This is a genomic window from Micromonospora sp. NBRC 110037, assembly GCF_001652995.1.
Taxonomy (GTDB): Bacteria; Actinomycetota; Actinomycetes; order Mycobacteriales; family Micromonosporaceae; genus Micromonospora; species Micromonospora chalcea.
The window spans coordinates 2177185-2202788 of sequence record NZ_BBVA01000002.1; the positions used below are offsets into that span (position 1 = coordinate 2177185).

General features: G+C 75.2%; 19 protein-coding genes and 1 pseudogene (1 of these 20 running past the window's edge). 2 read left to right on the top strand and 18 right to left on the bottom strand.

Going from position 1 to position 25604, the window contains the following annotated elements; all coding sequences use genetic code 11:
• The 9 genes from A4R25_RS08980 to A4R25_RS09020 all read right to left on the bottom strand — a co-directional run.
• Positions 1-681, bottom strand: the 5' portion of a protein-coding gene (locus A4R25_RS08980) for a lantibiotic dehydratase (RefSeq protein WP_064446279.1). The gene continues 1635 nt to the left of window position 1, outside the view; only the first 681 of its 2316 coding nucleotides appear in the window; its start codon is at positions 679-681; the stop codon falls past the left edge of the window.
• Positions 678-4187: a non-ribosomal peptide synthetase gene (locus A4R25_RS08985; RefSeq protein WP_064446280.1), complete on the bottom strand. Its 3510-nt coding sequence runs from the start codon at positions 4185-4187 to the stop codon at positions 678-680. The genes A4R25_RS08980 and A4R25_RS08985 overlap by 4 nt, the downstream gene beginning before the upstream one ends.
• Entirely contained in the window at positions 4184-5836 is a 1653-nt protein-coding gene (locus A4R25_RS08990) for a polyketide synthase (protein WP_064446281.1), read from the bottom strand. The genes A4R25_RS08985 and A4R25_RS08990 overlap by 4 nt, the downstream gene beginning before the upstream one ends.
• A complete protein-coding gene (locus A4R25_RS08995) occupies positions 5833-8196 on the bottom strand; it encodes a non-ribosomal peptide synthetase (RefSeq protein WP_064446282.1) in 2364 nt (787 codons plus the stop codon). Before A4R25_RS08995 ends, A4R25_RS08990 begins: the two co-directional genes overlap by 4 nt.
• Positions 8193-9548, bottom strand: coding sequence for a DUF6002 family protein (locus tag A4R25_RS09000; RefSeq protein WP_064446283.1), 1356 nt, complete (start codon positions 9546-9548; stop codon positions 8193-8195). The genes A4R25_RS08995 and A4R25_RS09000 overlap by 4 nt, the downstream gene beginning before the upstream one ends.
• The gene (locus A4R25_RS09005) at positions 9545-10696 is read right to left on the bottom strand and encodes a hypothetical protein (protein ID WP_064446284.1); all 1152 of its coding nucleotides are present in this window, start codon (positions 10694-10696) and stop codon (positions 9545-9547) included. The genes A4R25_RS09000 and A4R25_RS09005 overlap by 4 nt, the downstream gene beginning before the upstream one ends.
• Positions 10677-13322: an amino acid adenylation domain-containing protein gene (locus A4R25_RS09010; protein ID WP_231915464.1), complete on the bottom strand. Its 2646-nt coding sequence runs from the start codon at positions 13320-13322 to the stop codon at positions 10677-10679. The genes A4R25_RS09005 and A4R25_RS09010 overlap by 20 nt, the downstream gene beginning before the upstream one ends.
• Positions 13319-14281 (bottom strand): class I SAM-dependent methyltransferase, encoded by a 963-nt coding sequence (locus A4R25_RS09015; RefSeq protein WP_231915465.1) that lies wholly within the window; start codon positions 14279-14281, stop codon positions 13319-13321. The genes A4R25_RS09010 and A4R25_RS09015 overlap by 4 nt, the downstream gene beginning before the upstream one ends.
• 212 nt (positions 14282-14493) lie before the next feature.
• The gene (locus A4R25_RS09020) at positions 14494-15258 is read right to left on the bottom strand and encodes a thioesterase II family protein (RefSeq protein WP_231915466.1); all 765 of its coding nucleotides are present in this window, start codon (positions 15256-15258) and stop codon (positions 14494-14496) included.
• Positions 15259-15541: 283 nt separating this feature from the next.
• Between A4R25_RS09020 and abc-f the strand changes: the two genes are divergently transcribed.
• The gene (gene abc-f / locus A4R25_RS09025; protein ID WP_064446286.1) at positions 15542-17179 is read left to right on the top strand and encodes a ribosomal protection-like ABC-F family protein; all 1638 of its coding nucleotides are present in this window, start codon (positions 15542-15544) and stop codon (positions 17177-17179) included.
• Between the two features lie 16 nt (positions 17180-17195).
• Here the strand turns inward: abc-f and A4R25_RS09030 are convergent, their stop codons facing one another.
• Together A4R25_RS09030 and A4R25_RS09035 are read right to left on the bottom strand one after the other, a co-directional pair.
• The gene (locus A4R25_RS09030; RefSeq protein WP_064446287.1) at positions 17196-18218 is read right to left on the bottom strand and encodes a sensor histidine kinase KdpD; all 1023 of its coding nucleotides are present in this window, start codon (positions 18216-18218) and stop codon (positions 17196-17198) included.
• Positions 18215-18928, bottom strand: coding sequence for a response regulator transcription factor (locus A4R25_RS09035; protein ID WP_082930936.1), 714 nt, complete (start codon positions 18926-18928; stop codon positions 18215-18217). Before A4R25_RS09035 ends, A4R25_RS09030 begins: the two co-directional genes overlap by 4 nt.
• An 84-nt stretch (positions 18929-19012) precedes the next feature.
• Between A4R25_RS09035 and A4R25_RS30500 the strand changes: the two are divergent.
• Positions 19013-19546 (top strand): annotated as a pseudogene (locus A4R25_RS30500) (DM13 domain-containing protein); the annotation flags it as partial.
• Positions 19547-19588: 42 nt separating this feature from the next.
• Here the strand turns inward: A4R25_RS30500 and A4R25_RS09045 are convergent.
• The 7 genes from A4R25_RS09045 to A4R25_RS09075 are packed head-to-tail and all read right to left on the bottom strand — an operon-like array spanning position 19589 to position 25423.
• Positions 19589-20518 carry an amidohydrolase family protein gene (locus A4R25_RS09045; protein ID WP_064446290.1) on the bottom strand — a complete coding sequence of 310 codons (930 nt, stop codon included), beginning with the start codon at positions 20516-20518 and terminating at the stop codon, positions 19589-19591.
• Positions 20518-21435 carry an MBL fold metallo-hydrolase gene (locus tag A4R25_RS09050; protein WP_051610992.1) on the bottom strand — a complete coding sequence of 306 codons (918 nt, stop codon included), beginning with the start codon at positions 21433-21435 and terminating at the stop codon, positions 20518-20520. The genes A4R25_RS09045 and A4R25_RS09050 overlap by 1 nt, the downstream gene beginning before the upstream one ends.
• Positions 21432-22217 (bottom strand): ABC transporter ATP-binding protein, encoded by a 786-nt coding sequence (locus tag A4R25_RS09055; protein ID WP_064446291.1) that lies wholly within the window; start codon positions 22215-22217, stop codon positions 21432-21434. Before A4R25_RS09055 ends, A4R25_RS09050 begins: the two co-directional genes overlap by 4 nt.
• Positions 22214-22978 carry an ABC transporter permease gene (locus A4R25_RS09060; RefSeq protein WP_064446292.1) on the bottom strand — a complete coding sequence of 255 codons (765 nt, stop codon included), beginning with the start codon at positions 22976-22978 and terminating at the stop codon, positions 22214-22216. Before A4R25_RS09060 ends, A4R25_RS09055 begins: the two co-directional genes overlap by 4 nt.
• A complete protein-coding gene (locus tag A4R25_RS09065; RefSeq protein WP_064446293.1) occupies positions 22975-23736 on the bottom strand; it encodes an ABC transporter permease in 762 nt (253 codons plus the stop codon). Before A4R25_RS09065 ends, A4R25_RS09060 begins: the two co-directional genes overlap by 4 nt.
• Complete coding sequence (locus A4R25_RS09070; protein WP_064446294.1) at positions 23733-24707, bottom strand: ABC transporter substrate-binding protein; 975 nt, start codon at positions 24705-24707, stop codon at positions 23733-23735. The genes A4R25_RS09065 and A4R25_RS09070 overlap by 4 nt, the downstream gene beginning before the upstream one ends.
• A complete protein-coding gene (locus A4R25_RS09075) occupies positions 24704-25423 on the bottom strand; it encodes a class II aldolase/adducin family protein (RefSeq protein ID WP_064446295.1) in 720 nt (239 codons plus the stop codon). The genes A4R25_RS09070 and A4R25_RS09075 overlap by 4 nt, the downstream gene beginning before the upstream one ends.
• Between the last annotated feature and the right edge of the window lie 181 nt (positions 25424-25604).

The window sequence follows — 25604 nt, forward strand, 5'->3', positions numbered from 1 at the left end:
GCGGGTGCCGTCGCACCGGCACAGCGCGATCGACTCGCTCAGCGACACCGGTTCCGGGCGCTGGGCCGGCCGGTGCACGACCCGGTCCGCCAGGTGGACGTGCGGCGCCCGGACCGGGGCCAGCCACTGCCGGACCTGCGGGTCGGCGGCCAGCCGGTCCGCGTACGCGGCGAGCGCCCAGTGTTCGAGGTGGACGGCGCGGCGGCGGAGCAGTCCGGGGCCGGGCACGGCGGTGACGCCGGGCGCACCAGGTGCCACGGTGCCCCAGCACACCGGCCCGAAGAAGCCGATGGTCTCGCACTTGGCGACGTAGCGCTGCCAGTACCCGGCGACGACGTTCTCCCGGCCCCGGCGGCGCACGTTGCGGGGTGCGTCCGGGCCGTCGCGGAGCAGCCCGTCCAGCGCCACCAGCGCCTCCGGGTTCTGCCAGGCGACGGCCTCGCGGAACAGCGGGTCGGCGGCGATCCCGCACAGCGCCGCCGACGACGCCCGGACGGCGGTGGCGTACGCGGCGCTGAAAGCCGTCTCGTCCAGCTCGCCGGACAGATGCCGGTCGGCGGCGTCGGCGCAGTCCGGCGCGGCGAACCGGTCCAGTCCGTCGGCGGTGAACCCGGCGCTGCGCAGCAGCACGTCCCGCCACACCGACCAGCCGGTGTCGCCGAGGGGGACCAGGTACGTCACCGCGGCTCCTCCTCCACCACTGGGCGGCGCTGGACCCGCTGGCGGCGTAGCGCGCCCCGGCGCGCGGCCCGTGCCACCGCCTCGTCCTCGGCGTCCTCGCCGGACGAGGGCGCACCGAGGCTGTCCAGGTGCGCGGCGAGCGCGCGGACGGTCGGGTGGTGGAACAGGTCCACGACCCGCAAATTCGTGCCGAGCAGCCGGTTGAGCTGCCGTTGCACGACCGCGACCGCGAGCGAGCCGCCGCCGACGTCGAAGAAGCTGTCCGTCGCGGCCACCTCCGGTACGCCGAGCACGTCGCACCAGACCGAGGCGATCCGCCGCTCGGTGGCGGTGGCCGGGCGGGCGGCGGGCACCCCGGCGCGGCCTCCGGCCCGGTTCACCCGGGCGGCCCGGGGCACGTCGTCGGCCGTTCCGGCCGGGACGGCGGTCCAGGCGGGCAGCTCGGCCACCGGCCGCTCCGGGTCGGCGACGCCGGCCCGCAGCAACCGCTCGACGTCGGCGAGCACGTCGGTGATCAGGGCCTCGCCGTAGACGTCCGGGTTGAAGACGATCTCCACGCGCAGCCGCCCGTCCCGGGTGATGCCGTAGAGCGTGAGGTCGAACGGTGAGCCGGGTGCGGGCACCGGCACCGGCTCGGCGGACAGCCCGGCCAGGTCCAGCCGGGGTTCGTCGAACGTGTACATGTTGAACAGCACCTGCACCAGCGGGCTGCGGTCGAGCAGGCCGCCCAGCCCGAGGCCGCCGACGATGCGTTCGACAGGCGCCTCCGGGTGGGCGAGCGCGGCGAGCAGTTCCTCCCAGGCGGCGCGGACGTGCGCGGCGAAGCCGGCCCCGGGCGTCCGGCGCAGCCGCAGCGGCGCGATCTCGATGAAGAAGCCGACCATCGCCTCGAAGTCGGCGGCCCGCCGGTCCACGGTGGGGGTGCCGACCACCAGGTCGGGCAGGCCGGTACGCCGGGCCAGCACCAGCGCGAACGCGGCGAGCACGGCGGCCGCCGGGGTCGCGCCGAGCCCGGCGGCGAGGTCGGTGAGCGCGGCAGTGGCGGCCCGGTCCAGCCGGGTACGCACCGTCGCGCTGGTGTACGTCTGTTCGGCCGGCCGGTCCCGTCCACCGGGGAGCCGCAGCACGACCGGCGCCCCGGTCAGGTGGTCCAGCCACCAGTCGAGGTCGGCGGCGGCGCGACGCCGGGCACGGTCGGCGCGCCAGGCCACGTAGTCACCGTACGTGGCGGGCAGCGGCGGCAGCGGCGGCCCGTCCCCGAGCGCGGCCCGGTACGCGGCGGCCAGGTCGGCGTAGAACAGCGACTGCGACCAGCCGTCGAACACGGCGTGGTGGGCGTAGACGGCCAGCACGTGCTCGCCGTCGCCGGTGCGGATCAGCTCGGCCCGCCACAGCGTGTCGGTGCCCAGCGCGAACGGTGTGGCGGCGCTCGCCGCGAGGTGGCCGGCGAGGTCCGTGCCCGGGGCGAGGTCGCGTACCGGCAGCGGCACCGGTGTGGACGGGTCGGCGACCGCGTACGGCACGCCGTCGCGCTCCGGGATGCGCCAGCGCAGGATCTGCTGCCGGTCCGCGACGGCGGTGAGCGCCGTGGCGAGCGCCGCCACGTCGAGCGGGCCGGTGATCCGTTCGGCGAACGCGACGTTGTACGCCGACGCGGCGGCCGGGAAGTAGCGGTCGAGGAACCACAGCCGCTGCTGTGCCGGGGACAGCGCCGGTGGCCGTCCCCGGACGACCGGGGCCGGGCCGGTTCCGGCGGCTGCGTCGGCGCGGGCGGCGATGCCGCGTGGCGTCCGCCCGACCAGCACGTCCTCGATGGCGAGGTCGCGGCCCAGCCGCTCGCGCAGGTCGGCGACCAGCCGCATCGCGGTGATGGAGTGCCCGCCCTGGTGGAAGAAGTCGTCGTCGCGGCCGACCGCGGGCACGTCCAGCAGCGCCGCCCACGCCTGCGCGACGAGGCGTTCGGTGTCGGTGGCGGGCGGCTCGCCGGACGGCACGGGAGCCGGTCCGGCCAGGTCGAGCGCGGCCAGCCGCTCGGTGTCGATCTTGCCGTTGATGGTGATCGGCAGCGCGGGCATGGTGTGCATCCCGGCCGGTACGGCGGCGGGCGGCAGCAGCCGGGCGCAGTAGTCACGCAGCTCGGCGGTGTCCAGGCCGGTCGCCACGTACGCGACGAGTTCCTGACCGCCGGCGCCGGCGCGGACCTGGACGCTGGCCAGGTCGACGTCCGGGTGGCGGCGCAGCACCGCCTCGACCTCGCCCAGTTCGATCCGCTGCCCGCGGATCTTCACCTGCCGGTCGGCCCGGCCGAGGAACTCCAGGCTCCCGTCCGGCAGCCACCGGGCCAGGTCACCGGTGCGGTAGAGCCGCTCCCCGGGCTTGCCGGAGAACGGGTCCGGGAGGAACCGTTCCGCCGTGCGGGCGGCGTCGAAGAGGTATCCGCGGCCGAGCCCGGGCCCACCGGCGAGCACCTCGCCGATCTCCCCCGGGCCGACCTCGCGCAGCTCGTCGTCGACCAGGTGGATGCGGTGGTTGGCGGCGGGCCGGCCGATCGGGATGGGCCGGGTCCAGTCGCCGCTGCCCTCGAACCAGGTCACCAGCACCGTCGCCTCGGTCGGGCCGTACACGCTGATGAAGCGGCGCCCGCCGGCGGTCCAGCGGCCGACCTGTTCCGGGCCGGTGGCCTCGCCGCCGGTGACGACCAGCCGCACGCCGGGCAGCCGGACCGGGTCCAGCAGCGGCAGGATCGGCGGCGGCAGCACCACCACGTCGACCGCCTGCTCGGCACAGATCCGGTAGAGCCGGGTCGGGTCGGCCCGCTCGGCGTCACCGGCGAGCACGACGGTGCCCCCGGCGGCGAGCGGGGCGAGCATGTCGACCACCGACGCGTCGAACCCGATCGAGGCGAACGCCAGGCACCGGGTCGCCGTGTCGAACCCGGAGAACTCCGCGATCGAGGTGACCTTCTCGGTCAGCGCCCGGTGCTCGATCACCGCGCCCTTCGGCTGCCCGGTCGACCCGGACGTGAACATCGCGTACGCGGTGGTGCCGAGCGTCGCCGGGGTCGGCTGCCAGGGCGCGGTGCCGGTGGGGACGTCCAGCACGGTGCGTCCGGTGAACGCCTCGGCGGCGGGCGTTCCCACGACGACGCGCAGCCGGGCCTCGGCGGCCAGCTCGCGCAAGCGCCCGGGCGGCAGCGCCGGGTCGAGCGGGACGTACCCGGCGCCGGCCGCCTGCACGCCGAGCAGCGCGACCACCAGGTCCGGGCGACGGTCCACGCAGACGCCGACGAGGTCGTCCGCGCCGATGCCGTGGGCGCGCAGCGACGCGGCCAGCGCGGCGGCCCGGCCGACCAGGCCGGCGTAGCTGAGCGTCAGGTCGCCCTGCACCACGGCCGGGGCGCCGGGACGCCGCCGGGCGTGCGCCGCGACCAGGTCGGGCAGGCACACCTGCGGGTAGGGCAGCTCGGGACCGACCTGCTGGTCGCGCTGATCGTCGCGGACGGTCATCGTCGGGCCTCGATCCAGTGCCGGGTCCGCCGGAACGGGTAGCCGGGCAGCGGCACCCGCCGGCCCGGCGGGACGGCCGGCTCGTCACCGGCGCGCCAGGCGCGGACTGCGGCGTCGTCGTCGGAGGCCGGGTCGCCCGCCGCGAGCGCGGTCAGCCGGCGCACCGCCTCCCCCGCGTCGGCGCAGGCGACCGCGTCCCGGTATGCCAGCCGCCGCCGTCCCACCGCGAGCGTGTGCGCCACGTCGGCCACCGCCAGGTCGCCGTCGGCCAGCCGGAGGGCCAGCCGCCGGGCCAGTTCCCGCAGCGCCGCCGGGCTGCCCGCGGACAGTCCCAGCACCACCGGGCCGGGTGCCCCGGCGTCCGGCGCGTCCGTCGCGGGCGCCGGCTCGACCAGCACGTGCGCATTGGTGCCGCCGAGACCGAACGAGCTGACGCCCGCGCGCCGCTCGTAGGCCCACGGCCGAGTCTGCGCGTCCACCTCGGCGCCCGCGGCGGCCAGGTCGACGTCGTCGTGCGCGCCGGTGAAGTGCGCGGTACCCGGCACCTGCCCGGTGCGGACCGCGTACACGGCCTTGATCAGGGAAATCACGCCCGCCGCGGCGTCCAGGTTGCCGAGGTTGCCCTTCACCGAGCCGAGCAGCAGTGGGCCGCGGGCGCCCCGGCGTACCCGGGCCAGCGCGTCCACCTCGATCGCGTCGCCCACCGGCGTGCCGGTGCCGTGCCCCTCCAGGTAACCGACGTCGACCGCGTCCCAGCCGACCGACGCCAGCGCCTCCGCCATCACCGCCGCCTGCCCGGACACGCCCGGCACGGTGAAGCCGGGCCGGTCGGCGCCGTCGTTGTTCACCGCCCACCCGGCGAGCACGGCGTACACGTTGTCGCCGTCGGCGCGGGCGTCGGCGAGCCGCTTCAGCACCACCGCCCCGGCGCCGTTGCCGAACACCTGCCCGGTGGCGGCGGCGTCGTACGGGCGGCACACCCCGTCGGTGGCCAGCAGCCCGCCCGGCCGCAGCCGGTAACCGGCCTGCCGCGTCGAGACCACCGCCGCGCCGCCCGCTATCGCCACGTCGCAGCGGTAGTCCAGCAGGCTCTGCCCGGCCTGGCACACCGCGACGAGCGAGGTCGAGCAGGCGGTCTGGACCGCCACGGCCGGGCCGGACAGCCCCAGCGCGAACGCGGTGCGCGTCGGCAGGTAGTCGCAGCCGGAGCCGGTCAGCGCGTCGTCCCAGTCCTCGGCGAGCGTGCCGGCCGCCGGGGCCAGCGCGGGGTTGCCGAGCAGGTGGTGGTGCAGGTAGCGGCTGGGCGCGCATCCGGCGAACACGCCGATCTGGGCCGGGTCGCGGTCCGGGTCGATCGCGGCGTCCTCCAGGGCGTGCCAGGCGACCTCCAGGAACAGCCGGTGCTGCGGGTCGAGCAGCGCCGCCGCCGCGGCGGGATAGCCGAACAGGTCCGCGTCGAAGCCCTCCAGGTCGTCGAGCCGGCCGAACGCCGACACCCAGTCCGGTCCGCCCGGCGCGCCCTCCCCGGCCGGGACCCGGCGCACCGAGTCCACCCCGGACAGCAGGTTGCGCCACAGCGCCGGTGCGTCGTCCGCGCCGGGCACCCGGCAGGCCAGGCCCACCACCGCGATCCGGTCGTCCTCGCTCACGCCCGTCCCTCCCCGCCGCCGGCGGCCCGCGCGGCGGCACGGCGGGCCATCCGGCGTCCGACCGCGGTCAGCCGGCCGTCCTCCGGTACGCCCGCGGCGTCCCCGGCCGTCTCCAGGTACGCGGCCAGCGCCGCCACCGTCGGGAACTCCACCAGCCGGGCCAGCGGCACCCGGCGGCCGAGGTGTTCCTCCAGGTACCCCTGCACCAGGGCGAGCTGGAGCGAGTGCCCGCCCGCCTCGAAGAAGTTCACCAGGCGGCCCACAGTGGTCAGTCCGAGCACCGTGCGCCAGCCCGCCGCGATGGTCTGCTCGACCGGCCCGGCCGGCGGTCCCCCGGCATCCGGGCGGTCGGCGGCCGGCTGCCCCGCGTGCGGCCCTCCGGCGGCCGGGTGGCCGGCGTCCGGGTCGGGCAGGGCGGCCTGGTCGAGCTTGCCGGTCGGGCCGATCGGCAGCTCCGGCACCGCCACCACCGCCCGGGGCACCATGAAGTCCGGCAGCACACCGGCCAGCCGTTCCCGCAGCGCTCCCGGCTCGACGACCGTACCGGCGGCGCCGACCACGTACGCGACGATCTCCTGCTCGCCCGCGCCGGACGCACCGCGTCGCGCCACCACCGCCGCGTGGGCCACGCCCGGCAGCGCCGCCAGGCACGCCTCGATCTCGCCCAGCTCCACCCGGTAGCCGCGGATCTTCACCATCCGGTCACCGCGGCCCAGGTAGACGAGCGTGCCGTCGGGCAGCCGCCGCGCGATGTCACCGGTCCGGTACGCGCGCACCCCGTCGTGCTCGGTGAACCGGGCCGCGGTCAGCTCCGGCAGGCCCAGGTAGCCGAGCGCGACGTGCGGGGTCCGCACGACCACCTCGCCGGTGAGGCAGGCGGGGCGTCCGGCCGGGTCGGTCAGCACCACCTCGACGCCCGGCAGCGGGTGCCCGATCGGCACGACTGCGCGCCCCGGGTCGGCGTCCGGCGGCAGGTGGTGCTGCGCGGCGAAGCTGATCTCGGTGGTGCCGTACCCGTTGACGAACACCACGCCCGGCGCGAACGACCGCCGGGCCAGCGTCACGTCGTGCCGGGTGACCTCCTCGCCGCCGAGGACGACAGCGCGGACCGACGGCAGCCGCCCGTGCTCGCCGAGGCTCGCCATCACGTACCGGAAGACGGTCGGGGTGGAGTGGTAGACGGTGACGCCCCGGTCGGCGAGCGCACCGGTGAGGTGGCCGAGGCCGTGCGTGCGGACGTCGACCGGGACGGCGGCGGCGCCGGACAGCAGCGCGCCGAACGTGTCGGTGACCGCCATGTCGTAGCCGAACGAGGTGAGCACGCTCGTGCGGTCGTCCGGCCGGACGGCGAAGTTGCGCACGTGGTTGCGGACGCCGAACAGCACGTTGCGGTGGCTCTGCACCACGCCCTTCGGCTTCCCGGTGGACCCGGAGGTGTAGAGCACGTACGCCGGGTCGTCCGGGCGCGCGGGCCCGGCCGGCACCGGCACGCCGGGGTCGCCCCGGCGCAACGACACGACCGGCAGCTCCAGCCCGGCGTCGGCCGCGAGCGTGGCGGCCCGCCCGGCGTGGCCGGGGTCCGCGACGATCGCCCGGACGCCTGCGTCGCGCAGCATCGCGGCCAGCCGGGCCGCCGGGTACGCCGGGTCCAGCGGCACGTACGGCGACCCCGACGCCAGCGCCGCCAGGATGCCGGTGATCGTGGCGACGCCGTGGCGGCACAGCACCGCCACCGGCGCCGTGACGTCACCCGGCCCGGCCAGCGCTTCGGCGGTCGCGGCGACTGCCGCGCCGAGTTCCCGGTAGGTCACCGTCGCGTCGTCGGCGAGCACCGCCGGCCTGTCCGGGTACGCCCGCACCGCCGCGGCGAACGCGGCCGGGATGGTGTCGCCGCGGACCCGATCGGCCTCGGTGCCGTCGCCACCGTGCAGCCGCCACAGGTCCGGCGCCGGACGCCGCTCGTAGCGGGCCGACGGCAGCAACCCCGCCGACGAGGCGGCCGGGTCCAGCGTGGACAGGACGTCGGCCAGGTCGGCGCGGAGGTCGTCGGCGTACGCGGCGGGCAGCCCGGAGACGGTGACGCCGGCCAGGTCGGGGCTCACCTCGACGGTGGCGTCGACCGGGTGGTCCGGCGGCGCCGGGCACAGCGACCGGCACAACTCCCGGATCGGCGCGTCGGCGGTCAGGTCGAGCGTCACCGGGTCGTCGCCGTGCCGCAGCGTCACCGCGGGGGCTCCGGTGTACCGGCGTACCACCAGGGCGGTGGCGGTGAGGACGACGGCGGCCGGGTCGACGCCCGCGGCGCGCGCCCCGGCGGCGAGCCGCGGCGGCAGGCCGAGCGGCTGCGGAGACGGGCTCACCGCTGGTCCAGGACGGCGGCGACCACGTCGGCGAGCGTGGACACCTCGGCGTCGGCCTCGGCGATCCGGAAGTCGTCGCAGTAGCTGCCGGTGCCGTGCACCACGATCTCGTGCCCGGCCGGCACCAGGCCCCGGTCGACGGCGTTGCAGACGCCGGTCAGCGCCATCAGGATCGACCACTCCCGCAGCCGGGCCGGGTCCTCGGGCAGCGTCAGACCGGCGGCGGCGAGCCACTGCCGGGCGACCGGATAGCGCCGCACGCACTCGCGCCGCGACACCACGATGCCGTCGCCGCCGTGCCGTTCGATGAGCGCGTTCATGGCCGGGGAGGTCACCGGGCGATGGGTGTAGAACGTCGGGTCGAGCACCTCGGCCGGGTCGTCGGTGACGGCCGGGAAGCGCAGGTCGGCGTCCTGCGTCCAGACGCCCCGGCTCTCGTCGAACGTGTACGCCGGGCAGTGGTCCCGCTCGAACGAGCCGTGGCGCAGGCTGAGCACCATGTCCGGCGTGCCGAGGTGCTGCACGAGCAGGAAACCGGGCCGGTCGGCCGGGTCGGCGTCGCCGGCCGCTTCCAGCACGTCGCGGCCCAGGTTGTAGCCGAGCAGGCCGAACGCGCTGGACACGGCGTGCGCGTGCCAGCGGGAACCGGCGGCGGGCGACACGTCGGCTTCGAAGGCGGCCCGGGCGGCGTCGGCGACCAGGTAGTTGCGCAGATCGAGCGTGTACCAGAGGGTGACGCCGCGCTTGTCGTACGCGGTGGCCGCGTACTCGTCGACGAACGCGCGGCCGAGCGCCTTCACGCCCTCCGGGTCCGCGCCGGTGTACCGCAGCAGCGGGTTCACCGCACGGGTCGCGGGATCGTCGGCGAGCGCGTCGTGGCGGAACTTGTGCCGGGTCGCCGCCGGCGCCAGAACCACGATGGACAGCTGCTCCGGGGTCACCAGCCCGGCCGCGTACGCGCGGGCCACCGAGTCGCGCAGCGCGACGCCCTTGTTGCCGGAGGTCGGGGTGACGATGCACAGCCGCTCGCCGGTACGCCGGATGTGCTCCACCGCGCGGGCGACGATCACCATCGAGGCGAACGTCTTCGTGGTCCGGGTGCCCGGGTTGGCGGTCAGGTCGAGCATCGTCAGGTCGTGCCCGCCGTAGTGGCCCAGCGGGGACCAGCTGACCGTGGCGGCGGCGTAGAACTCGCGTACCTGCGGGGTCAGCTCGGGCAGGTCGAAGCCGGGCGCGAAGCCGGGCGTGCCGGGCGCGTCGCCGGGGACCGCGCCGCACTTGCGCACCGCCGACGCGACGACGTCGTAGTAGTCGGTGATCATGTTGCGGGTGGCCGGGGTGGTCACGGTCATCGGGCTTCCTCCAACACACTCCGGGCCGGCGCCGGCGGCACCGTTCGCAGATGGTCACGCAGGGCGGTGAACCGGCAGGCGATCTCGGGCAGCTCGCTCGCGTGCCAGCCGCCGGCCAGGTCCGGCCGGTACGCCGCCAGTGCCGCCCGGGCGCGCTCCGGGTAGCGGACGTGGCCGCCGCCGACCTCGACGCCGTCGCGGCGTCCGGCGGCGGTGTTCCAGGCGACCGCCTGCGCCATGGGCAGCTCGGCCGGCAGCCGCAGCTCGGTCCGGCCGCCGGTGAGCCGGACCGGATAGCCGCCCGGCAGTCCCAGTGGCCCGGGCAGGCTCGCCGTCACCTCGTCGCCGGTGGCGAGCGCCGCCACCAGGGCGGCCCCGGCGTGCCCGGCGAGCGCGTTCAGCTCCGGCCGGGGCAGCGCGCGGTAGCCGGCGAGCAGCCCGGTGACGTCCGGGACGGGCCGGCCGTCCAGCCAGGCGCGTACCTCGGCGGTGTCCTCGTCGTCCGGGCCGGGCGCGGCGAGGTGGGCGTGGTGGCCGAGCACCGCCAGGCGGCGCTGGCCGGGACGGCCGAGCGCGGCGTCCAGGCACGCGGCGAGCGTCGCCACGTTGCCGATGCCGCAGCGCACCGGCAGGTCCCGTGCGGCGAGCAGCGGGTTGACCGCGTCCGGGAACGCGCCGTTGACGAGCGTCGCGCCGGGCGCGCCGCAGGCCAGCGCGGCGGCCAGCCGGGACACCAGCTCGGCCTGCAATGCCAGCGTCACGCCGAAGCCGGCCGCGGCGATCAGGTCCGTCCAGGCCGACGGCGCCGCCGCCCGCTCGTACGGCGACTGCGCGGACGCGGCGCAGACCAGCACGTCGGGCCGGAGCCGGGCCATCGAGGCGGCATCGGCGGCGTACCGCTCCCCCGGGTCGGCGCCGGGTTCGGCGGTGAACGGCCGGGCGGTGACGGCGACGGGGGTTCCGGCGACTGTGGCGCGCACCCGCGCGGCGCGGGCGAGCGCGAGCGCCGCGTCCGGGTCGCGGGCCAGGACCGTCACGCGCAGCGGCGCCGGGGTGGGCGTCGCGGCCAGGGCGTGGCACAGCGAGCGGGCCAGCCGGCCGGCGCCCACCACGACGACGTGCCGCGTGTCAGCGGACCGGGCTGACATCGCGTCCCGCCTCCGTGACCCGGTCGACCCAGTCGGCGAACGACCCGGCGCGCAGGCAGCTCGCCGGGGACACCTCCAGCCCGGCCATCTCCCGTACCCGCAGCGCAATCCGCAGCGCGGTCAGCGAGTGCCCGCCGAGCGCGACGAACGTGTCGTCGTCGTGCACCGCGTCGACGCCGAGCGTGGCCCGCCACGCCTCGCGCAGCCGGTCGGTGAGGGCGCCGTCGCCGGGTTCCGCAGCAGGCCCGGTAGGCCGGGGCGGTGGTGGTGGCAGCTCCAGCCGCGCGACCTTGCCGTTGGGCAGGCGGGGCAGCCGGTCGACCAGGACGATCTGGTCCGGGCGCATCGCGGGAGGCAGCGCCGAGGCTAGGTAGCCCTGGAGCAGCCCGGTGGTCAGCAGGTGGTCGGCGGGCTCGTCCCGGGGCGTCGCCGCGGGCGGCGGGTCCTGCGGCCGTACGGCGTAGACGTAGCTGACGTCGGCGTCCGCGCCGACGTTCCAGTCGCCGATGTCGTTGACCTCGAACCCGGCAGCGCACAGCATCTCGCGCACCAGCGGGGTGGTCACGCTGCTGCGCTCGACCTCCAGGCAGACCTGGCGGATGCGGGGCCAGTGCTCGGGGCGCAGCCCGCGCAGCACGCTCAGCTCGGCGCCCTCGGTGTTGATCTTCAGCAGGTCGACGCGGTCCAGCCCGAAGCGGTCCAGCAGGTCCGACAGCGTCACCGTCGGCACCACGTGCGCCACCGGGGCGAGGCGGCGGCGGGCGTCCGCGAGTAGCGCCGCCTGTTCGGTCTCGTCGGCGTCGCCGCCACCGTTGCGGTAGTGCGACCGGACCAGGTCGGAGGCGACGCCGGCCCGGTCGGCGCCGAGGCCGGACAGGTAGCTCAGCTCGGGGAACGAGGTCAGCTCGGCGGTGCCCGCCGCGTCGGTCACGGCGGCCTCGACGACCGACGCCGACCCGGCGTAGAGGCCGAGGTTGGCGCGCAGGTACGGCAGGGTGTCCGGGTTCGGTTCGACCGCCACCAGTCGCACGTCGCGCGCCTGCCGGGACGCCCAGAGCGAGAACAGCCCGATGTTGGCGCCGACGTCGACGACCACGGCGCCGTCGCCGACGCGGACGCCGAAGCGGGCGTACTCGGCCTGGTCGAAGATCTGCCGGTAGAGGAAGACCGCCTCGTCCGGCGACGCCGCGGTGACCGCCATGCCGTTCGGCAGCGGGAAGCGCGGCAGCCCGCCGACCGCCGGGGCCTGCCGGGGCTGCGGCACCACGTACCCGACCAGGCGGGGGCCGTCGTCGGTGTCCGGGACCGTCACCACCACCGCGTCGTGCACGGCCGGATGCTCGCGCAGCACGGCGGCCACCTCGCCCGGCTCCACCCGGACCCCCCGGATCTTGACCTGGTCGTCGGCCCGGCCGCGGAACTCCAGGAAGCCCTGCGGCGCGATCCGCACCAGGTCGCCGGTGCGGTAGAGCCGCGCGCCCGGCCGCGCCGGGTCGGCGCGGAAACGTTCCGCCGTCCGCTCGTCGTCGCGCAGGTAGCCCAGCCCGACCGCGACCCCGCCGATCCACAGCTCGCCGGTCCCGCCCTCGGGCACCGGGCGCAGATCGTCGCCGAGCACGTGGGCGGTGACGCCGTCGATGATCCGGCCGATCGGGGCGATGCTGCCCGCGTACGGCTCGGCGCAGTCCCAGTAGGACACGTTGATCGACGTCTCGCTCGGGCCGTACCCGTTGAACAGCCCGCACGGCAGCACCTCGCGCAACCGCCGGACCAGCCGCATGTCCAGCGCCTCGCCGCCGCACAGCACCCGCCGCAGCGTGAGGCAGCCCGCGAACTCCGGCACGTCGAGCACGTGCCGCAACATGGTCGGTACGAAGTGCGCGGTGGTGACCGCCTCCCGCTGGATCAGCCGGACAAGCCCGAGGCTGTCGAACTGCAGGCCCGGCCCGGCGACGACCACGGCGCCGCCCGCGATCAGCGGGGAGAGGATCTCGTGCACCGACGCGTCGAATCCGATCGACGCCTTGTGCAGCACCCGGTCGTCGGCGCCGAAGCCGAACCACTCGTGACCCCAGGCCAGCCGGTTGACCAGCCCGGCGTGGTGCAGCACCACGCCCTTCGGCCGGCCGGTGGAGCCGGAGGTGAACAGCACCAGCGCGGCGTGCTCGCCCGGCGGCAGCCAGCCGGTGCGATCGGTCAGGTCGGCCGTCGACCCGGCCCGCGCGGTACGCACGTCCCGCCACCCGGTCGACGCGGGCGCGGCGACGGCGGGCGGACGGTCGGCGTACAGGACGAGCCGGGGCGCGGCCGCCGCGAGCATCTGCTCGGCCCGGCCGGAGGGCAGCTCGGGGTCGACCGGCACCGCCACCGCGCCCACCGCGAGCGTCGCCAGCAGCGACGTCACATAGTCGGCGGACCGGTGCAGGTAGAGACCCACCAGGTCACCCGGCCGCACGCGGGCGCGGCGCAGCAGCTCGGCCGTCGCGCCGACCCGCTCCCACAGCGCGGTGTAGCTCAGCTCGCCGTCCGGGCCGACGATCGCGGGCCGGTCGCCGCCGGCGCCGGCGGGCCGGTGCACCAGGTCGGTCAGGTAGCGCGGGCCGGTCAGGTGGCTCGGGCCGGTCACGGCGCTACCTGCGCCCTCGTCGCGACCGCGACGATGGCCATCCGGGGCACCTCGGCCACGAACTGCCCGTCGGCCCGGTAGACCAGCGGACGGGCCGGCACGTCATCGCGGCCGATCCCGGCCAGGTAACGGGTGTGGTCGAAGTGGCGGGTCAGCAGCTGCCACACCTCGTCGTCGGTGAGCGTCGCGAAGTAGTCGCGCACGCCGTACATGTCGCCGACGTAGTCGCGCATGCCCGCGGACGCGGACTCGGCGCTGTCGGCGCGCACGATCAGCGGGTCGTACAGGTCGAGGACGCGTACCGGCAGCCCGGCCGCGGTGAACAGGCCGGTCAGCTCGGCGCGGCTGAAGTGCCGGTAGTCGTGGCCGCCGGCGGCGTGCGGGTGCACCACTTCGCCGAAGAACCCGGCCATCGGGCTGGACTCGTCGAAGTCGTGCAGCACGATCCGGCCGCCGGGTCGGACCACCCGGGCCGCCTCCGCCACCGCCTGCGGCCGCCGGGCCGCCGGGATGTGGTGCGTGCCGTACGCCAGCAGCACCGCGTCCACGCCGGCGTCGCGCAGGAACAGGAAGTGCGCGGCCTGGCGGACGGCGGGCAGGCCGTGGGCGAGCGCCTTGTCGACCATGTGGCCGGACAGGTCGCCGGTGATGAATGCGAGTTTGGACTCGAAGCAGGCCGACTGGCTGCCCGCGGCGCGGGCCACCGTGCCGTCGCCGCCGAGTACGTCGAGGATCAGCGTGACCGGAGCGGCTGCGTCCGGCGTGGCGAGGTCCAGCAGCCGCCGCATACCGGTCCAGCGGACGAGCGTGTCCCGCTGAGCCCGGCGATAGGAATCGCCCCGGCCGGTGGAGTCGGTGTCGAACTCGCTGACCGTGCCGGCCAGTTCCGCGAGGGCCGCGTCCGCGCCGGGACGGCCGAAGTCGAGCAGCTCGCGCAGTTGCGGGTGGAGGGTCGCCACGGTGTGCAGGTAATCGCGTAGGACCAGGGACGGAAGGTACGGCCGGCTCATGAACACCTCGGCGCACGCGACAGTATGCCGCCTCGTCAGCGACGTCCCTTCGGCGAACGGATGGCGAACTTTAACACCGCTTCTCGGCCACTCACCAGGTCGAATACCGGACATTGTGGAAGGTCCGGCGCGGGTACGAGTCCTTACCTGCTCTTTGTCGCTTATTCCGCCACAGGGGTGTGACTGACGACGATGTGTCGCATTAGGTCGATGATTTCCGGCAGATGGTCGGTAAGGAAGAAATGCCCGCCGGGAAACACGTGCCATCGCGGCTCGGTGACACATTCCCGGGCCCACCCCGCGGCCCGTTCCGGGTCCACGTGCTCGTCCCCGTCGCCGAGCAGCACGTGCACCGGCACCTCCAGCGGCGGCCCCTGGCGATAGGCGTACCGCTCGGACAGCGCGAAGTCGGCCCGCACCCCGGGCAGGATCAGCTCCATCAGGTCGCGGTCGGCCAGCAGCGCAGCCGGCGTGGCCCCGAAGTCGCGCAGCGCGTCGATGAGACCGGCGTCGTCCAGGTCGTGGACGCGCCGCCGTACCAGCCGGGTCCCCGGCGCCTCCGCGCCGCCGACCAGCAACGCCAGCGGTGCGGGCGCGCCCCGGCGGCGCAGCTCCCGGGTCACCTCGAACGCCACCAGCGCCCCCAGGCTGTGGCCGAACAGCAGGAACGGCCCGGACGCCCGCTCGGCGACGGCCGTCGCCAGCGCGTCCACCAGCTCCGCGAGGTCGTCCACCGGTGGCTCGTGCAGCCGGACGCCCCGGCCCGGCATCAGCGCGACCTGCACCAACAGCTCCGGCGCGGCCAGTTCCCGCCACTGCGCAAAGGAGGCGGCGACGCCGCCGGCGTACGGGAAGACGAACACCTGGGCGTCGCCGGTCGAGGATCCGGCCGGCCCGAACCAGCGGCTCGCAGTCACCTGGGACATGGCCAGGAGCATAGGGCGCACGGCGCGGCGGACCGCCGCGCGGACGCCGGTCCGGCACGCCCGCGCCGGGCACCGGCCGGTGCTACGGTGGACCGGAGTGATCCAGTGGCGATCAGGCAGGCAGGGAGACCAGACATGGCGGGTGACGACGACATCTCCGGGTGAGACCGGACATGTGACCGACCACAGGCAGGCGCCGTGGTCGCGTCGTCGTACCCCGAGACCGTGTCCCCCGCCGGGCGGCTGAGGTCCGCCCGCCCTCATCTTCGAGGTCGTCTTCCTGATGTCCGATTCCTTCGTCGTCTGCTCGAACCTGACCTTCTCCTGGCCGGACGACACTCCGGTCTTCCAGAACCTCTCCTTCACCCTCGGCGCGGGCCGGACCGGCCTGGTCGCGCCGAACGGCGCCGGCAAGAGCACGCTGCTCAAGCTGATCGCCGGTGAGCTGCGGCCCGCCGCCGGGTCGGTCACGGTGCACGGTGTGCCGGGCTACCTCCCGCAGAGCCTGCCGCTGTCCGGCGACCTGACCGTGGCGCAGGTGCTGGAGATCGCCCCGCTGATCGCGGCGCTGCACGCCATCGAGTCCGGCGACGCCGACGAGCGGCACTTCACCACCATCGGCAACGACTGGGACATCGAGGAGCGCACCCGCGCCCAGCTGGACCGGCTCGGCCTCGGCGACCTCGCGCTCGACCGGCGGCTGGACACCCTCAGCGGCGGGCAGGTCGTCTCGCTCGGCCTGGCGGCGCAACTGCTCAAACAGCCCGACGTGCTGCTGCTGGACGAGCCCACTAACAACCTCGACCTCGACGCCCGGCACCGGCTCTACGACGTGCTGGAGCAGTGGACCGGCTGCCTGCTGCTGGTCAGTCACGACCGGGCGCTGCTGGACCGGATGGACCGCATCGCCGAGCTGGACCGCGGCGAGGTGCGGTTCCACGGCGGGAACTTCACCGCGTACGAGGAGGCGGCGCGCGCCGCGCGGGAGGTGGCGGAGAAGAACATCCGCAACGCCGAGCAGGACCTCAAGCGGGAGAAGCGGGAGCTGCAGGAGGCCCGCGAGCGGGCGGCCCGCCGGGCCGGCAACGCCGCCCGCAACCTCAAGAACGCGGGGCTGCCGAGGATCGTCGCCGGCGGCATGAAGCGGGACGCGCAGGTGGCCGCCGGCAAGGCGAACGAGATGCACTCCGGGCGGGTGGACGACGCCCGGGCCCGGCTCGACGAGGCCGAGCGGGCGCTGCGCAACGAGCAGAGGATCTCGGTGGAGCTGCCCGCCACCGAGGTGCCGGCCGGCCGCACGCTGCTCACCGCCGAAGGAGCGCAGATCCGGTACGGCGACCGGCAGCTGTTCGCCACCGGTGGCGTCGACCTGACGATCCGGGGACCGGAGCGGATCGCTCTGCTCGGCGGCAACGGCGCGGGCAAGTCCACGCTGCTGCGCCTGATCAACGGCGACCTGGAACCCGAGCAGGGCCGGATCAGCCGGGCCGACGGCCGCATCGCGTACCTGTCGCAGCGCCTCGACCTGCTGGACTCCGACCGTACGGTGGCGGAGAACCTGGCCGCGTTCGCGCCGCAGGCCCCGGATGCGCAGCGGATGAACCTGCTGGCCCGCTTCCTGTTCCGCGGCCCGCGGGCGCACCTGCCGGCCGGGGTGCTCTCCGGCGGCGAGCGGCTGCGGGCGACGCTGGCCTGCGTCCTGGGCGCCGAGCCGGCCCCGCATCTCCTGCTGCTCGACGAGCCGACGAACAACCTCGACCTGCTCAGCGTCGCGCAGTTGGAGAGCGCGCTGAACGCGTACCGGGGGGCGCTGCTCGTGGTCAGCCACGACGAGCGGTTCCTCGCCGCGATCGGGGTCGACCGCTGGCTGCGGCTCGCCGACGGGCGCCTGACGCAGACCGGTCCCCCGAACGCCGCCTGACCGGGCGCGGCGGCTGTCAGGCGGGCGGGAGGCGGACGACGAACCGGCAGCCGCCGGTGACGTTGTGCGCGTGCACCCGCCCGCCGTGCGCCTCGACCAGGCCGCGCACGATCGCCAGGCCCAGCCCGCCACCGGCCGGCGCCGGCTGGTCCGCGCCGGCCGGTGTGCGGGCCCGGGTCCCCCGGAACGCCACGTCGAACACCCGGGGCAGGTCCGCCTCGGGGATGCCGCCGCAGGTGTCGGAGACGGCGAACCACACGTCGCCCTCGTCGTGGCCGGTGTCGACGCGCACCGTGCCGTCCGGCGGCGTGTACCGCACCGAGTTGACGAGCAGGTTCGTGACGACGCGGGCGAGTTCGGCCTCGCCGGCCCGGACCGTGGGCCAGCCGGTCTCCGGGGCGAGCACACGCACCCCCCGGTCGGCGGCCAGCGGCGCGGTGGCGGCGATCGCGTCGGAGACGACGTCGCCGAGCGGCACCGGGGACAGCGCGGGCCGCAGCGCGCCCGCGTTGATCCGGGACAGCTCGAACAGGTCGTCGACCAGCCGCGTCATCCGGTCGGTCTCGACCCGGACCCGGTGGTGGTACTCGGCCACCGTCACCGGATCGTCCACCACCCGGTCCTCCAGCGCCTCCGCCATCGCCCGCAGGCCGGCCAGCGGTGTCCGCAGGTCGTGGGAGACCCAGGCGACCAGTTCGCGGCGGCCGGCCTCCAACTGCCGTTCCCGCTGCCGGGCCTGGTCGGCCCAGACCGCCGCCCGCGCCAGCCGGCGGGCGAACGCCACACCGACGGCCAGGCTGACCGCCGCGGACGCCGCGACCGTCACGAGAACCACCTGCAGGTCGTGCGCGGACAGGAACATGGCCTGCGCGACAGCGGTGACGCCCGCCGTCACCGAGGCGATCGTGACCGCGAGCAGCACCGCGATGTGCGCGAGGATCGACCGGCGGCGCACCAGCCGCAGCGCGCCCACGCCGAGCGCGCCGACGACCGCGCCGGCCAGCAGGGCGTAGGACCCGATGACCAGCAGCTCGCTCACCGGGACTCCAGCGGCTCGTAGCGGTAGCCGACGCCCCACACGGTGACGATGCGGCACGGCTGCGCCGGGCGGTCCTCGATCTTCTCCCGCAGCCGCCGGACGTGGACGGTGACGGTCGACTGGTCGCCGAAGCGCCAGCCCCACACCCGGTCCAGCAGTTCGGCCCGGGACCACGCGCGACCCGGGTTCGCCAGCAGGAACGCGAGCAGGTCGAACTCCCGCACGGTCAGCGCCAGCGGCTCCCCGCCTCGCTCGGCGACCCGCCGGCCGGCGTCGACGGTCAGGTCGCCGTCGCGCAGCACCCCGGCCGGTCCCCGGTCGTCGCGCGCCGTGCGCCGCAGCACCGACCGGATGCGCAGCACCAGTTCCCGGGGGGAGAACGGCTTCGTCACGTAGTCGTCCGCGCCGACCTCCAGCCCGGCGACCCGGTCGGCCTCGTCGCCGAGCGCGGTGAGCATGACGACGGGCAGCCCCGGCAGCCTCCGCCGCAGCCGCCGGCACACCTCGATGCCGTCGAGGCCCGGCATCATCAGGTCGAGGACCACCAGGTCGGGCGGCTGCTCCCCGGCCGCGACGAGCGCGTCCGCCCCGTCGAAAGACAGCCGGACCCGGTAGCCGTCCTGTTCGAGATAGCGGCGGACGACATCGCTGACCGTCCGGTCGTCGTCGACGACGAGCACGTAGCGCTCCATGGGCCCGACGCTACCCATCGGCGTCCCGGCGCGGCGGCCCGCGGTCGGGCCGTAAGCGGACGGAAAGATCCTCCGGCCGGGAACGGCCCTACGGTTCACGGCATGGGCAGAAGACGTGTGGTGTTGTCGGTGCTCGCCGTCGTGGTGGTCGCCGGTCTCGGGGTGAGCCTGTACCTGTTCCAGCCGTGGCGGCTGGTGACCGACCGCGAGGTGCGCGAGGCGCTGCCGTCGGTGACGGAGCCGCCGACGGCCGGCACGAGCGGCCCGCCGGCCACCGGCGGGCCGCCCGCCGACGTGGTCCTGGCCGCCGGTGACTTCGTCACCCACGAGCACGACACGTCCGGCCGGGCGCAGCTGGTCCGGCTCGCCGACGGCCGCCGCCAGTTGCTGCTGCGGGGCCTGAACACATCGGACGGTCCCGACCTGCGGGTCTGGCTCACCGACCGGAAGGTGCAGCAGGGCCGCGCGGGCTGGCAGGTGTTCGACGACGGCCGCTGGGTGGAACTGGGCCGTCTCAAGGGCAACATCGGCGACCAGGCGTACGACATCCCGGCGTCGGTGGACCTGGACGGGCTGCGCAGCGTGTCGATCTGGTGCAAGCGGTTCGCGGTGTCGTTCGGCGCGGCCCCGCTGGCCGGCCGTGGCGGGGACGGGATCGGCGCCGGCCTGATCGGCGCGTCAGCCGCGGCCCAGCAGGCGCAGCGTGTTGCCGCCGGCCACCAGGGCGCGCTCGTCCGGGTCGAGGCCCGCGCCGCGCAGCGCCGCCTCGACCCGCTCCCGGGTGGTCTCCCGTTCGGCGACCGGCCAGTCCCCGCCGACGACCACGTGGTCGACCCCGAGCAGGTCGGTGGCGAAGCGGATCGCCGACGGCGCGAAGCCCATGGTGTCGGCGTACACGTGGGCGCGGCGGCCGGGCGCGCTGAGCAACGCGCCCTCGTCGGTGGCGGCGGCGAGCGCCAGGCCGGCCACCCCGAGCATCGGGAAGACCACGTGCAGGCCGGGCAGCGCGGCCAGGGCGCCGCCGGTGAGCAGGGACAGCAGCGCGGCGGCGTTGATCGTGCCGCGGGCCAGCGACGTGCCGAGCCGGCCCAGGCCGGCGAACTCGGCGGTCAGCGTGGACCTGCTGATCGGATGCGCGAAGACCGGCACACCCAGCTCGGCCGCGGCGGACAGGGTGGGACGGGCGGCCGGGTCGCCGAGCAGCCGCCCGTCCGCGGCGGCGCAGTCGACGACGACGCCCGGCAGGCCCAGCTCGAGGACGGCCCGGACCACCTCCCCGGCGGCCGCGTCGCCGCCGAAGGCGTCGATCGTGGCGAGCCCGGCGAGGCGGCCCGGGTTCGCGGCGACCACGGCGGCCAGGTGGTCGTTGAGCCGCCGCAAATCGTCCGGCCGCGTCCGTTCGCCGTGCGGGGTGACCATCGCCGGCGGGGCGCTCAGGACGCGCAGGTCCACGCCGTGCCGGCCGGACTCGGCGAGCAGGCCGTCGAGGTCGGCGACGCGCCGGGCCGTGTCGGCCCAGCGGGCGGCGAGCACGCCGGTGGCGTTGTGCGGCAGCACCGCGGGATAGTCCGGACAGGCGTGGTGGGTGTGGAAGTCGGCGATGAGCATCAGACGTCGAGGAACGTGTAGGTGAAGCCGCGCTCGGCCCGGCGCACGTACCCGGCCGCGGGGAACGGGAAGTGCGCCGGCACGAGCAGGTCACCCGAGTCGGCGGCCCGTTCCAGCAACCGGCGGCGCTGGTCGGCGGAGTCGCCCGGCACCACGCAGTAGCGGATGCTCCACTCCGGCCGTTCCAGCTGGACGCCGTGGTGCAGCATGTCGCCGGCGAACAACGCCCGCTGCCCGGCCGACTCGACGACCAGGTAGACGTTGCCGGGCGTGTGACCGAACGCGGGCACCAGGTGCACGTGCGGGGACAGGACGTGGTCGGCCTCGATCAGGTCGAGCACCCCGGCGTCGCGCAGCGGCAGGATGCTGTCGGCGATGTAGTCGCCGGTACGCTGCATGGCCCGCGCGCCGTCCGGGCCGGTCCACCAGTCGAACTCCTCCCGGACCACAAGGTACCGGGCGTTGGGGAAGGTCGGCTCCCAGCCGCCGCGGCCGTCCGCGCTGGTGGCGAAACCGACGTGGTCGACGTGCAGGTGGGTGAAGACGACGGTGTCGATGTCGCCGAGCGACACCCCGGCGCGGGCGAACTGTTCCAGGAACGGCCGGTCCGCCCGGTCGAACACGCCGCCGTTGCGCGGTTTGCCGTTGCCGCCGCCGGCGTCGACCAGGATCAGCCGGTCCGGCGTACGCAGCAGGTGGGCCTCCTGGTTGAGCAGGATCCGGCCGTCGTGGGTGAACGGCTCCCGGGTGTAGAACGCGCCGTCGGTCCACGACTCGGTCGCCAGCTGCGGGAAGAACTCGGCCGGGTCCACGAAGTAGTCGACCTCGCGGATCGGGAAGACCTCGACCTCACCGACTCGGAAGGACCACAGCGGGCCCTCGCCGCCGCCGGTGTCGGTCCATCGGGCGTTGCTCATACCATCTCGCTCTCGGGGGTACGGCGGACCTGCGTCCACACTCGGGTGCGCAGCTCGCCGAAGCGGGCGGAGGAACGGGTGCCGATCTGATCCCGGTCGGCGGGCAGGTCGACCGGGATGTCGGCCTGGACGCCGGAGACGCCGGCGCCGAGCACCACGACGCGCTGACTGAGGTAGACCGCCTCGTCGATGTCGTGGGTGACGAACACGATGGTCATGCCGTAGCGCTTCCACAGCGTGGCCACCAGGTCCTCCAGGTCGGCGCGGGTCTGCGCGTCGACGGCGGAGAACGGCTCGTCCATCAGCAGCAGCCGGGGCCGGTAGGCGACCGCGCGGGCGATCGCGACGCGCTGCTGCATGCCGCCGGAGAGCTGCCAGGGGTACGCGTCGCCGGCCGCGCCGAGTCCGACCGCGTCGAGCGCGTCGGCGACGAGTTCCCGCCGCCGCGCCCGGCTCAGGTCCAGGTGCCGCAGCGGCAGCTCGACGTTCTGCCGGACCGTCTTCCAGGCGTACAGGCTGCGGCCGTACTCCTGGAAGACGACGCCGAGGCCGGGCGGCGGTTCGGTGACCGGACGGCCGCCGAACCGGACCTGCCCCACGGTGGCCGGCAGCAGCCCGGCGACGATCTTGAGCAGGGTGGTCTTGCCGCAGCCGGACGGGCCGACGAGCGCGACGAACTCGCCCTCGGACACGGTCAGGTCGATCGCGGTCAGCACCTCGACGGTGCGTTCCCGGGCCCGGTAGGTCTTGCCGATCCCGGCGATCTCGAGCAGGGAGGTCATGGTCGCTCCGTGAGTTGTCCGGTGTGGCCGCGATGCCAGCGCAACGCGCGCCGCTCGACGAGCTCGAAGAGTTTGGCGAGCCCGAACCCGAGCAGGCCGATCAGCAGCACCCCGCTCCACATCTGCGGGATGGCGAAGCTGCGCTGGAACTGCACCACTGTGAAGCCGAGCCCGTCGGTGCTCATCAGCATCTCGCTGACCACCATCAGGATGATCGACAGGCCGAGGGCCTGCCGGGCGCCGGCGAAGATCTGCGGGCTCGCACCGCGCAGCGCCAGCAGGTGCCGGGTGCGGCGCGGCAGCCGGTACGCCGCGGCGGTCTCCAGCCCGACCTCGTCGGCGGCGCGGACGCCGTCGGCGGTGTTGAGCAGGATCGGCCAGACCGCGCCCACAGTGATGACGACCAGCTTGGTCGTGTCGCCGATGCCGACCGCCACCAGCAGCACCGGGATCAGCACCGGGGCGGGCAGCACCCGGAAGTACGCCAGCAGCGGGCCGGTCAGCGCGCGGGGCACCGCCCACCGCCCGATCACGAAGCCGAGGACGACGCCGGCGGCGAGCGCGATCGTGTAGCCGGCGGCGAGGCGCCACAGACTGGGCACCACGTCGCGGGCGAACGTGTCGGAGAACCACACGTCCCGGAACGCCTCGACGATCGTGCGCAGCGGCGGCAGGAACACGTTGGTGCTGCCGTCGCTGGCCACCCACCAGGCGGCCACGAGCGCCGCGGGCAGGCCGAGCGCGTACCCGAGGGCCTTCATGCCAGGGCCTCCCGGCGGGTCGCCACGTGCCAGTGCAGCAGCCGCCGCTCGGCCAGCCGGGCGAGCTGGTCGAGGCCGATGCCGAGCCCGCCGGTGAGCAGCACCAGCGCGTACATGCCGGTGGACTCGCCGGACTCCTGGCTGCTCCAGATCATCTCGCCGAGCCCGGCGGCGCCCATGACCAGCCCGCCGGTCAGTGCGAGGGCCAGCGCGACCGAGACGATCAGGCGCAGCGCCGTGCCCAGGTACGGCAGCACCGTGGGCCAGGTGACGTGCACGATCCGGGCCAGCCGGCCGAGCCGGAAGGCGCGGGCGGTCTCGACCGCCACCCGGTCCACGTCACGCAGGCCGTAGAGCACCTGGAACACGACGATCCAGAAGCAGGACACGGCGACCAGCAGCACCGTGATCTGCCGGACGTCGAGCACGAGCACCAGCACGGGGATCAGCACGATCGACGGGACCGGCCGCAGGAAGTCGAGAGTGGAGGAGGTGGCCCGGCGCACCTGCGGCACCGAGCCGAGCGCGAACCCGGCCAGGATGCCGGCGGCCAGCGCGATGACCAGGCCGACCGCCACCGCCGCCAGCGTACGGCCGGTCGCCGCCCAGAACCGTTCCTCGGTGAGCAGGCGCAGCGCCTCCGGAACCACGGCGCTCAGCGGCGGCACGTAAGCCGGGTCGAAGAACAGGCGGGCGAGGATCTCGTAGGCCGTTGCAGCGCCCGCCAGGCCCAGGGCGCCGAGCCACCCCCTTCTCACTTGAGGATCAGTTCGTCGAGGTCGGGTGTGGTGGTGATGAGCCCGTCGCGCTGGGCGTAGCCGGCGAGCTTCTCGGCGGCCTGCCGGCTGACCTCGTCACGCAGGCCGGTCAGGGTGATCTTCGCGGCCACCTCCGGCTTGATCTCGGTGAACGTGGGGATCTTCGCGCGCACCTCGTCCTCGTGGTCGCGGGCGTACGCGTACGCCTCCCGCACCGCGTCCCGGAACGCGGTGACGGTCTTCGCGTTCTTCGAGGTGTAGGAGCCGGCCGCGTACCAGGCGGAGACCGTGAGGTCGGGCGCCAGGTCGGTGAAGCCCCAGCCGACCGGCACCGCGCCCTGCGCCTTGGCCGCCGACAGGAACGGCTCGACCACCCAGGCGCCGTCCACCCGGCCGGTGCTGACCGCGGCGGGCGCCTGCGGGAAGGGGATCTCGACGAGCTTGACCTTCGTCGGGTCGCCGCCGTCGGCGCGGACCGCCTCGCGGGCCGCCGCGGCGGCGATGTTGGTGAGGACGTTGACCGAGACGGTCTTGCCTTCGAGCTGCTTGGCGCTGGTGATGCCGGAGTCGCCCTTGACCACCAGGGCGCCGTAGTCGGCGCCCTCCTTGCCGGTGGACGCGGACGCCGGCACCACTGCCTTGACGTCGAGGCCCTTGGACCGGGCCACGATCAGCGTGGTGAGGTCGCCGGTGGCGAAGTCGACCTTGCCGGCCAGCACGGCCGGCACGGAGGTCAGGTCGGAGGTCTCGGTGTCGACCTCGACCTTGAGGCCGTGCTTGGCGAAGATGCCGCGCTCCTGGGCCAGGTAGATGGGCGCGAGGTGGCCCAGCGGCGACGAGGCGAGCCGGACGGTGGTGAGGCCGTCGGCGCTCGCCGCGGCGGGCTCGTCGTTCCCGCCGCAGGCGGCGAGCGACGTGGTGAGCAGGACGGCGGCGAGGGCGCCGGCGATCCGGCGGCTACGGGTGGTCATGCGGTCGGCTCCTCAAAGCGCAGGCGCAGGTCGAGGTCGTGGACGTGGTCGGGGAACGGCGCCGGGCCGCCGAGCGGCTCGGCGCCGATGCTGGAGACGGCCGCCTCCTCGATCGCCACGACGAGGCTCGCGGCGTGCCGGGCGGAGTCGCCGGCGACGAGCAGGCCGTGGTTGCCGAGCAGGATCGCGTACGTGCGGGGGTGCGCCGCGAACGTCTCGGCGATCGACCGCACCGCCTCCTCGGTGCCGCGTGGCGCCCACGGCGCGACCGGGATGTCGACGGGCTGGCCGTGCACCAGCAGGGCCTCGTACCGGGCCGGCAGCGACACACCGGCGAGGGCGTAGCTGGTGGCGTACGGCGAATGGGTGTGGATGACGGCGTTGACGTCGGGCCGGGCCTGGTAGACGCCGATGTGCATCTTCAGGATCGCGGCCACCGACGGGCTGGGCGTTCCGTCGTGGACGGTCCCGTCGAGGCCGACCACGACGACGTCGTCGTTGACGGTGCGCAGCGCGGGCGCCGCGACCCGCAGGTCGTCGGCGGGCCACGGGCGCAGCAGTTCCCCGGCGTTGACGAGGAGGCGGTCGTCGTGGCCGGGGATCCGGACGCTGATGTTGCCGTGTCCGCTGGCCGACATGGCCGAGGCGGCGAAGAGCTTGTTGATGCCGGCGGTCAGGTCGACGCGGGCTTTCTGGACAGGGTCGTGCTGAGTCATGGCGTGTCGGGCCTTAAGGAGTCGGCCGTGCCCAGGAGGGCACGACGAGGCGACGTGTGCGAAGCGAGCCGGTGGGGCTCAGCGGCGACAGAGCGCGCTGGAGGTACGGCCCTGGTCGAGGGCTCGTCGGGTGGTCAGCAGCGCGGGCATAACCCTACTATAACCCTAGGGAATGTAGGCG

What these genes read in the sequence shown, in the direction of transcription:
- A4R25_RS08985 (WP_064446280.1), bottom strand. Translation starts at nt 4,187, where the DNA reads ATGACCGTCCGCGACGATCAGCGCGACCAGCAGGTCGGTCCCGAGCTG.
- A4R25_RS09000 (WP_064446283.1), bottom strand. Translation starts at nt 9,548, where the DNA reads ATGACCGTGACCACCCCGGCCACCCGCAACATGATCACCGACTACTAC.
- A4R25_RS09005 (WP_064446284.1), bottom strand. Translation starts at nt 10,696, where the DNA reads ATGTCAGCCCGGTCCGCTGACACGCGGCACGTCGTCGTGGTGGGCGCC.
- A4R25_RS09020 (WP_231915466.1), bottom strand. Translation starts at nt 15,258, where the DNA reads ATGTCCCAGGTGACTGCGAGCCGCTGGTTCGGGCCGGCCGGATCCTCG.
- abc-f (WP_064446286.1), top strand. Translation starts at nt 15,542, where the DNA reads ATGTCCGATTCCTTCGTCGTCTGCTCGAACCTGACCTTCTCCTGGCCG.
- A4R25_RS09035 (WP_082930936.1), bottom strand. Translation starts at nt 18,928, where the DNA reads ATGGGTAGCGTCGGGCCCATGGAGCGCTACGTGCTCGTCGTCGACGAC.
- A4R25_RS09045 (WP_064446290.1), bottom strand. Translation starts at nt 20,518, where the DNA reads ATGCTCATCGCCGACTTCCACACCCACCACGCCTGTCCGGACTATCCC.
- A4R25_RS09050 (WP_051610992.1), bottom strand. Translation starts at nt 21,435, where the DNA reads ATGAGCAACGCCCGATGGACCGACACCGGCGGCGGCGAGGGCCCGCTG.
- A4R25_RS09055 (WP_064446291.1), bottom strand. Translation starts at nt 22,217, where the DNA reads ATGACCTCCCTGCTCGAGATCGCCGGGATCGGCAAGACCTACCGGGCC.
- A4R25_RS09060 (WP_064446292.1), bottom strand. Translation starts at nt 22,978, where the DNA reads ATGAAGGCCCTCGGGTACGCGCTCGGCCTGCCCGCGGCGCTCGTGGCC.
- A4R25_RS09070 (WP_064446294.1), bottom strand. Translation starts at nt 24,707, where the DNA reads ATGACCACCCGTAGCCGCCGGATCGCCGGCGCCCTCGCCGCCGTCCTG.
- A4R25_RS09075 (WP_064446295.1), bottom strand. Translation starts at nt 25,423, where the DNA reads ATGACTCAGCACGACCCTGTCCAGAAAGCCCGCGTCGACCTGACCGCC.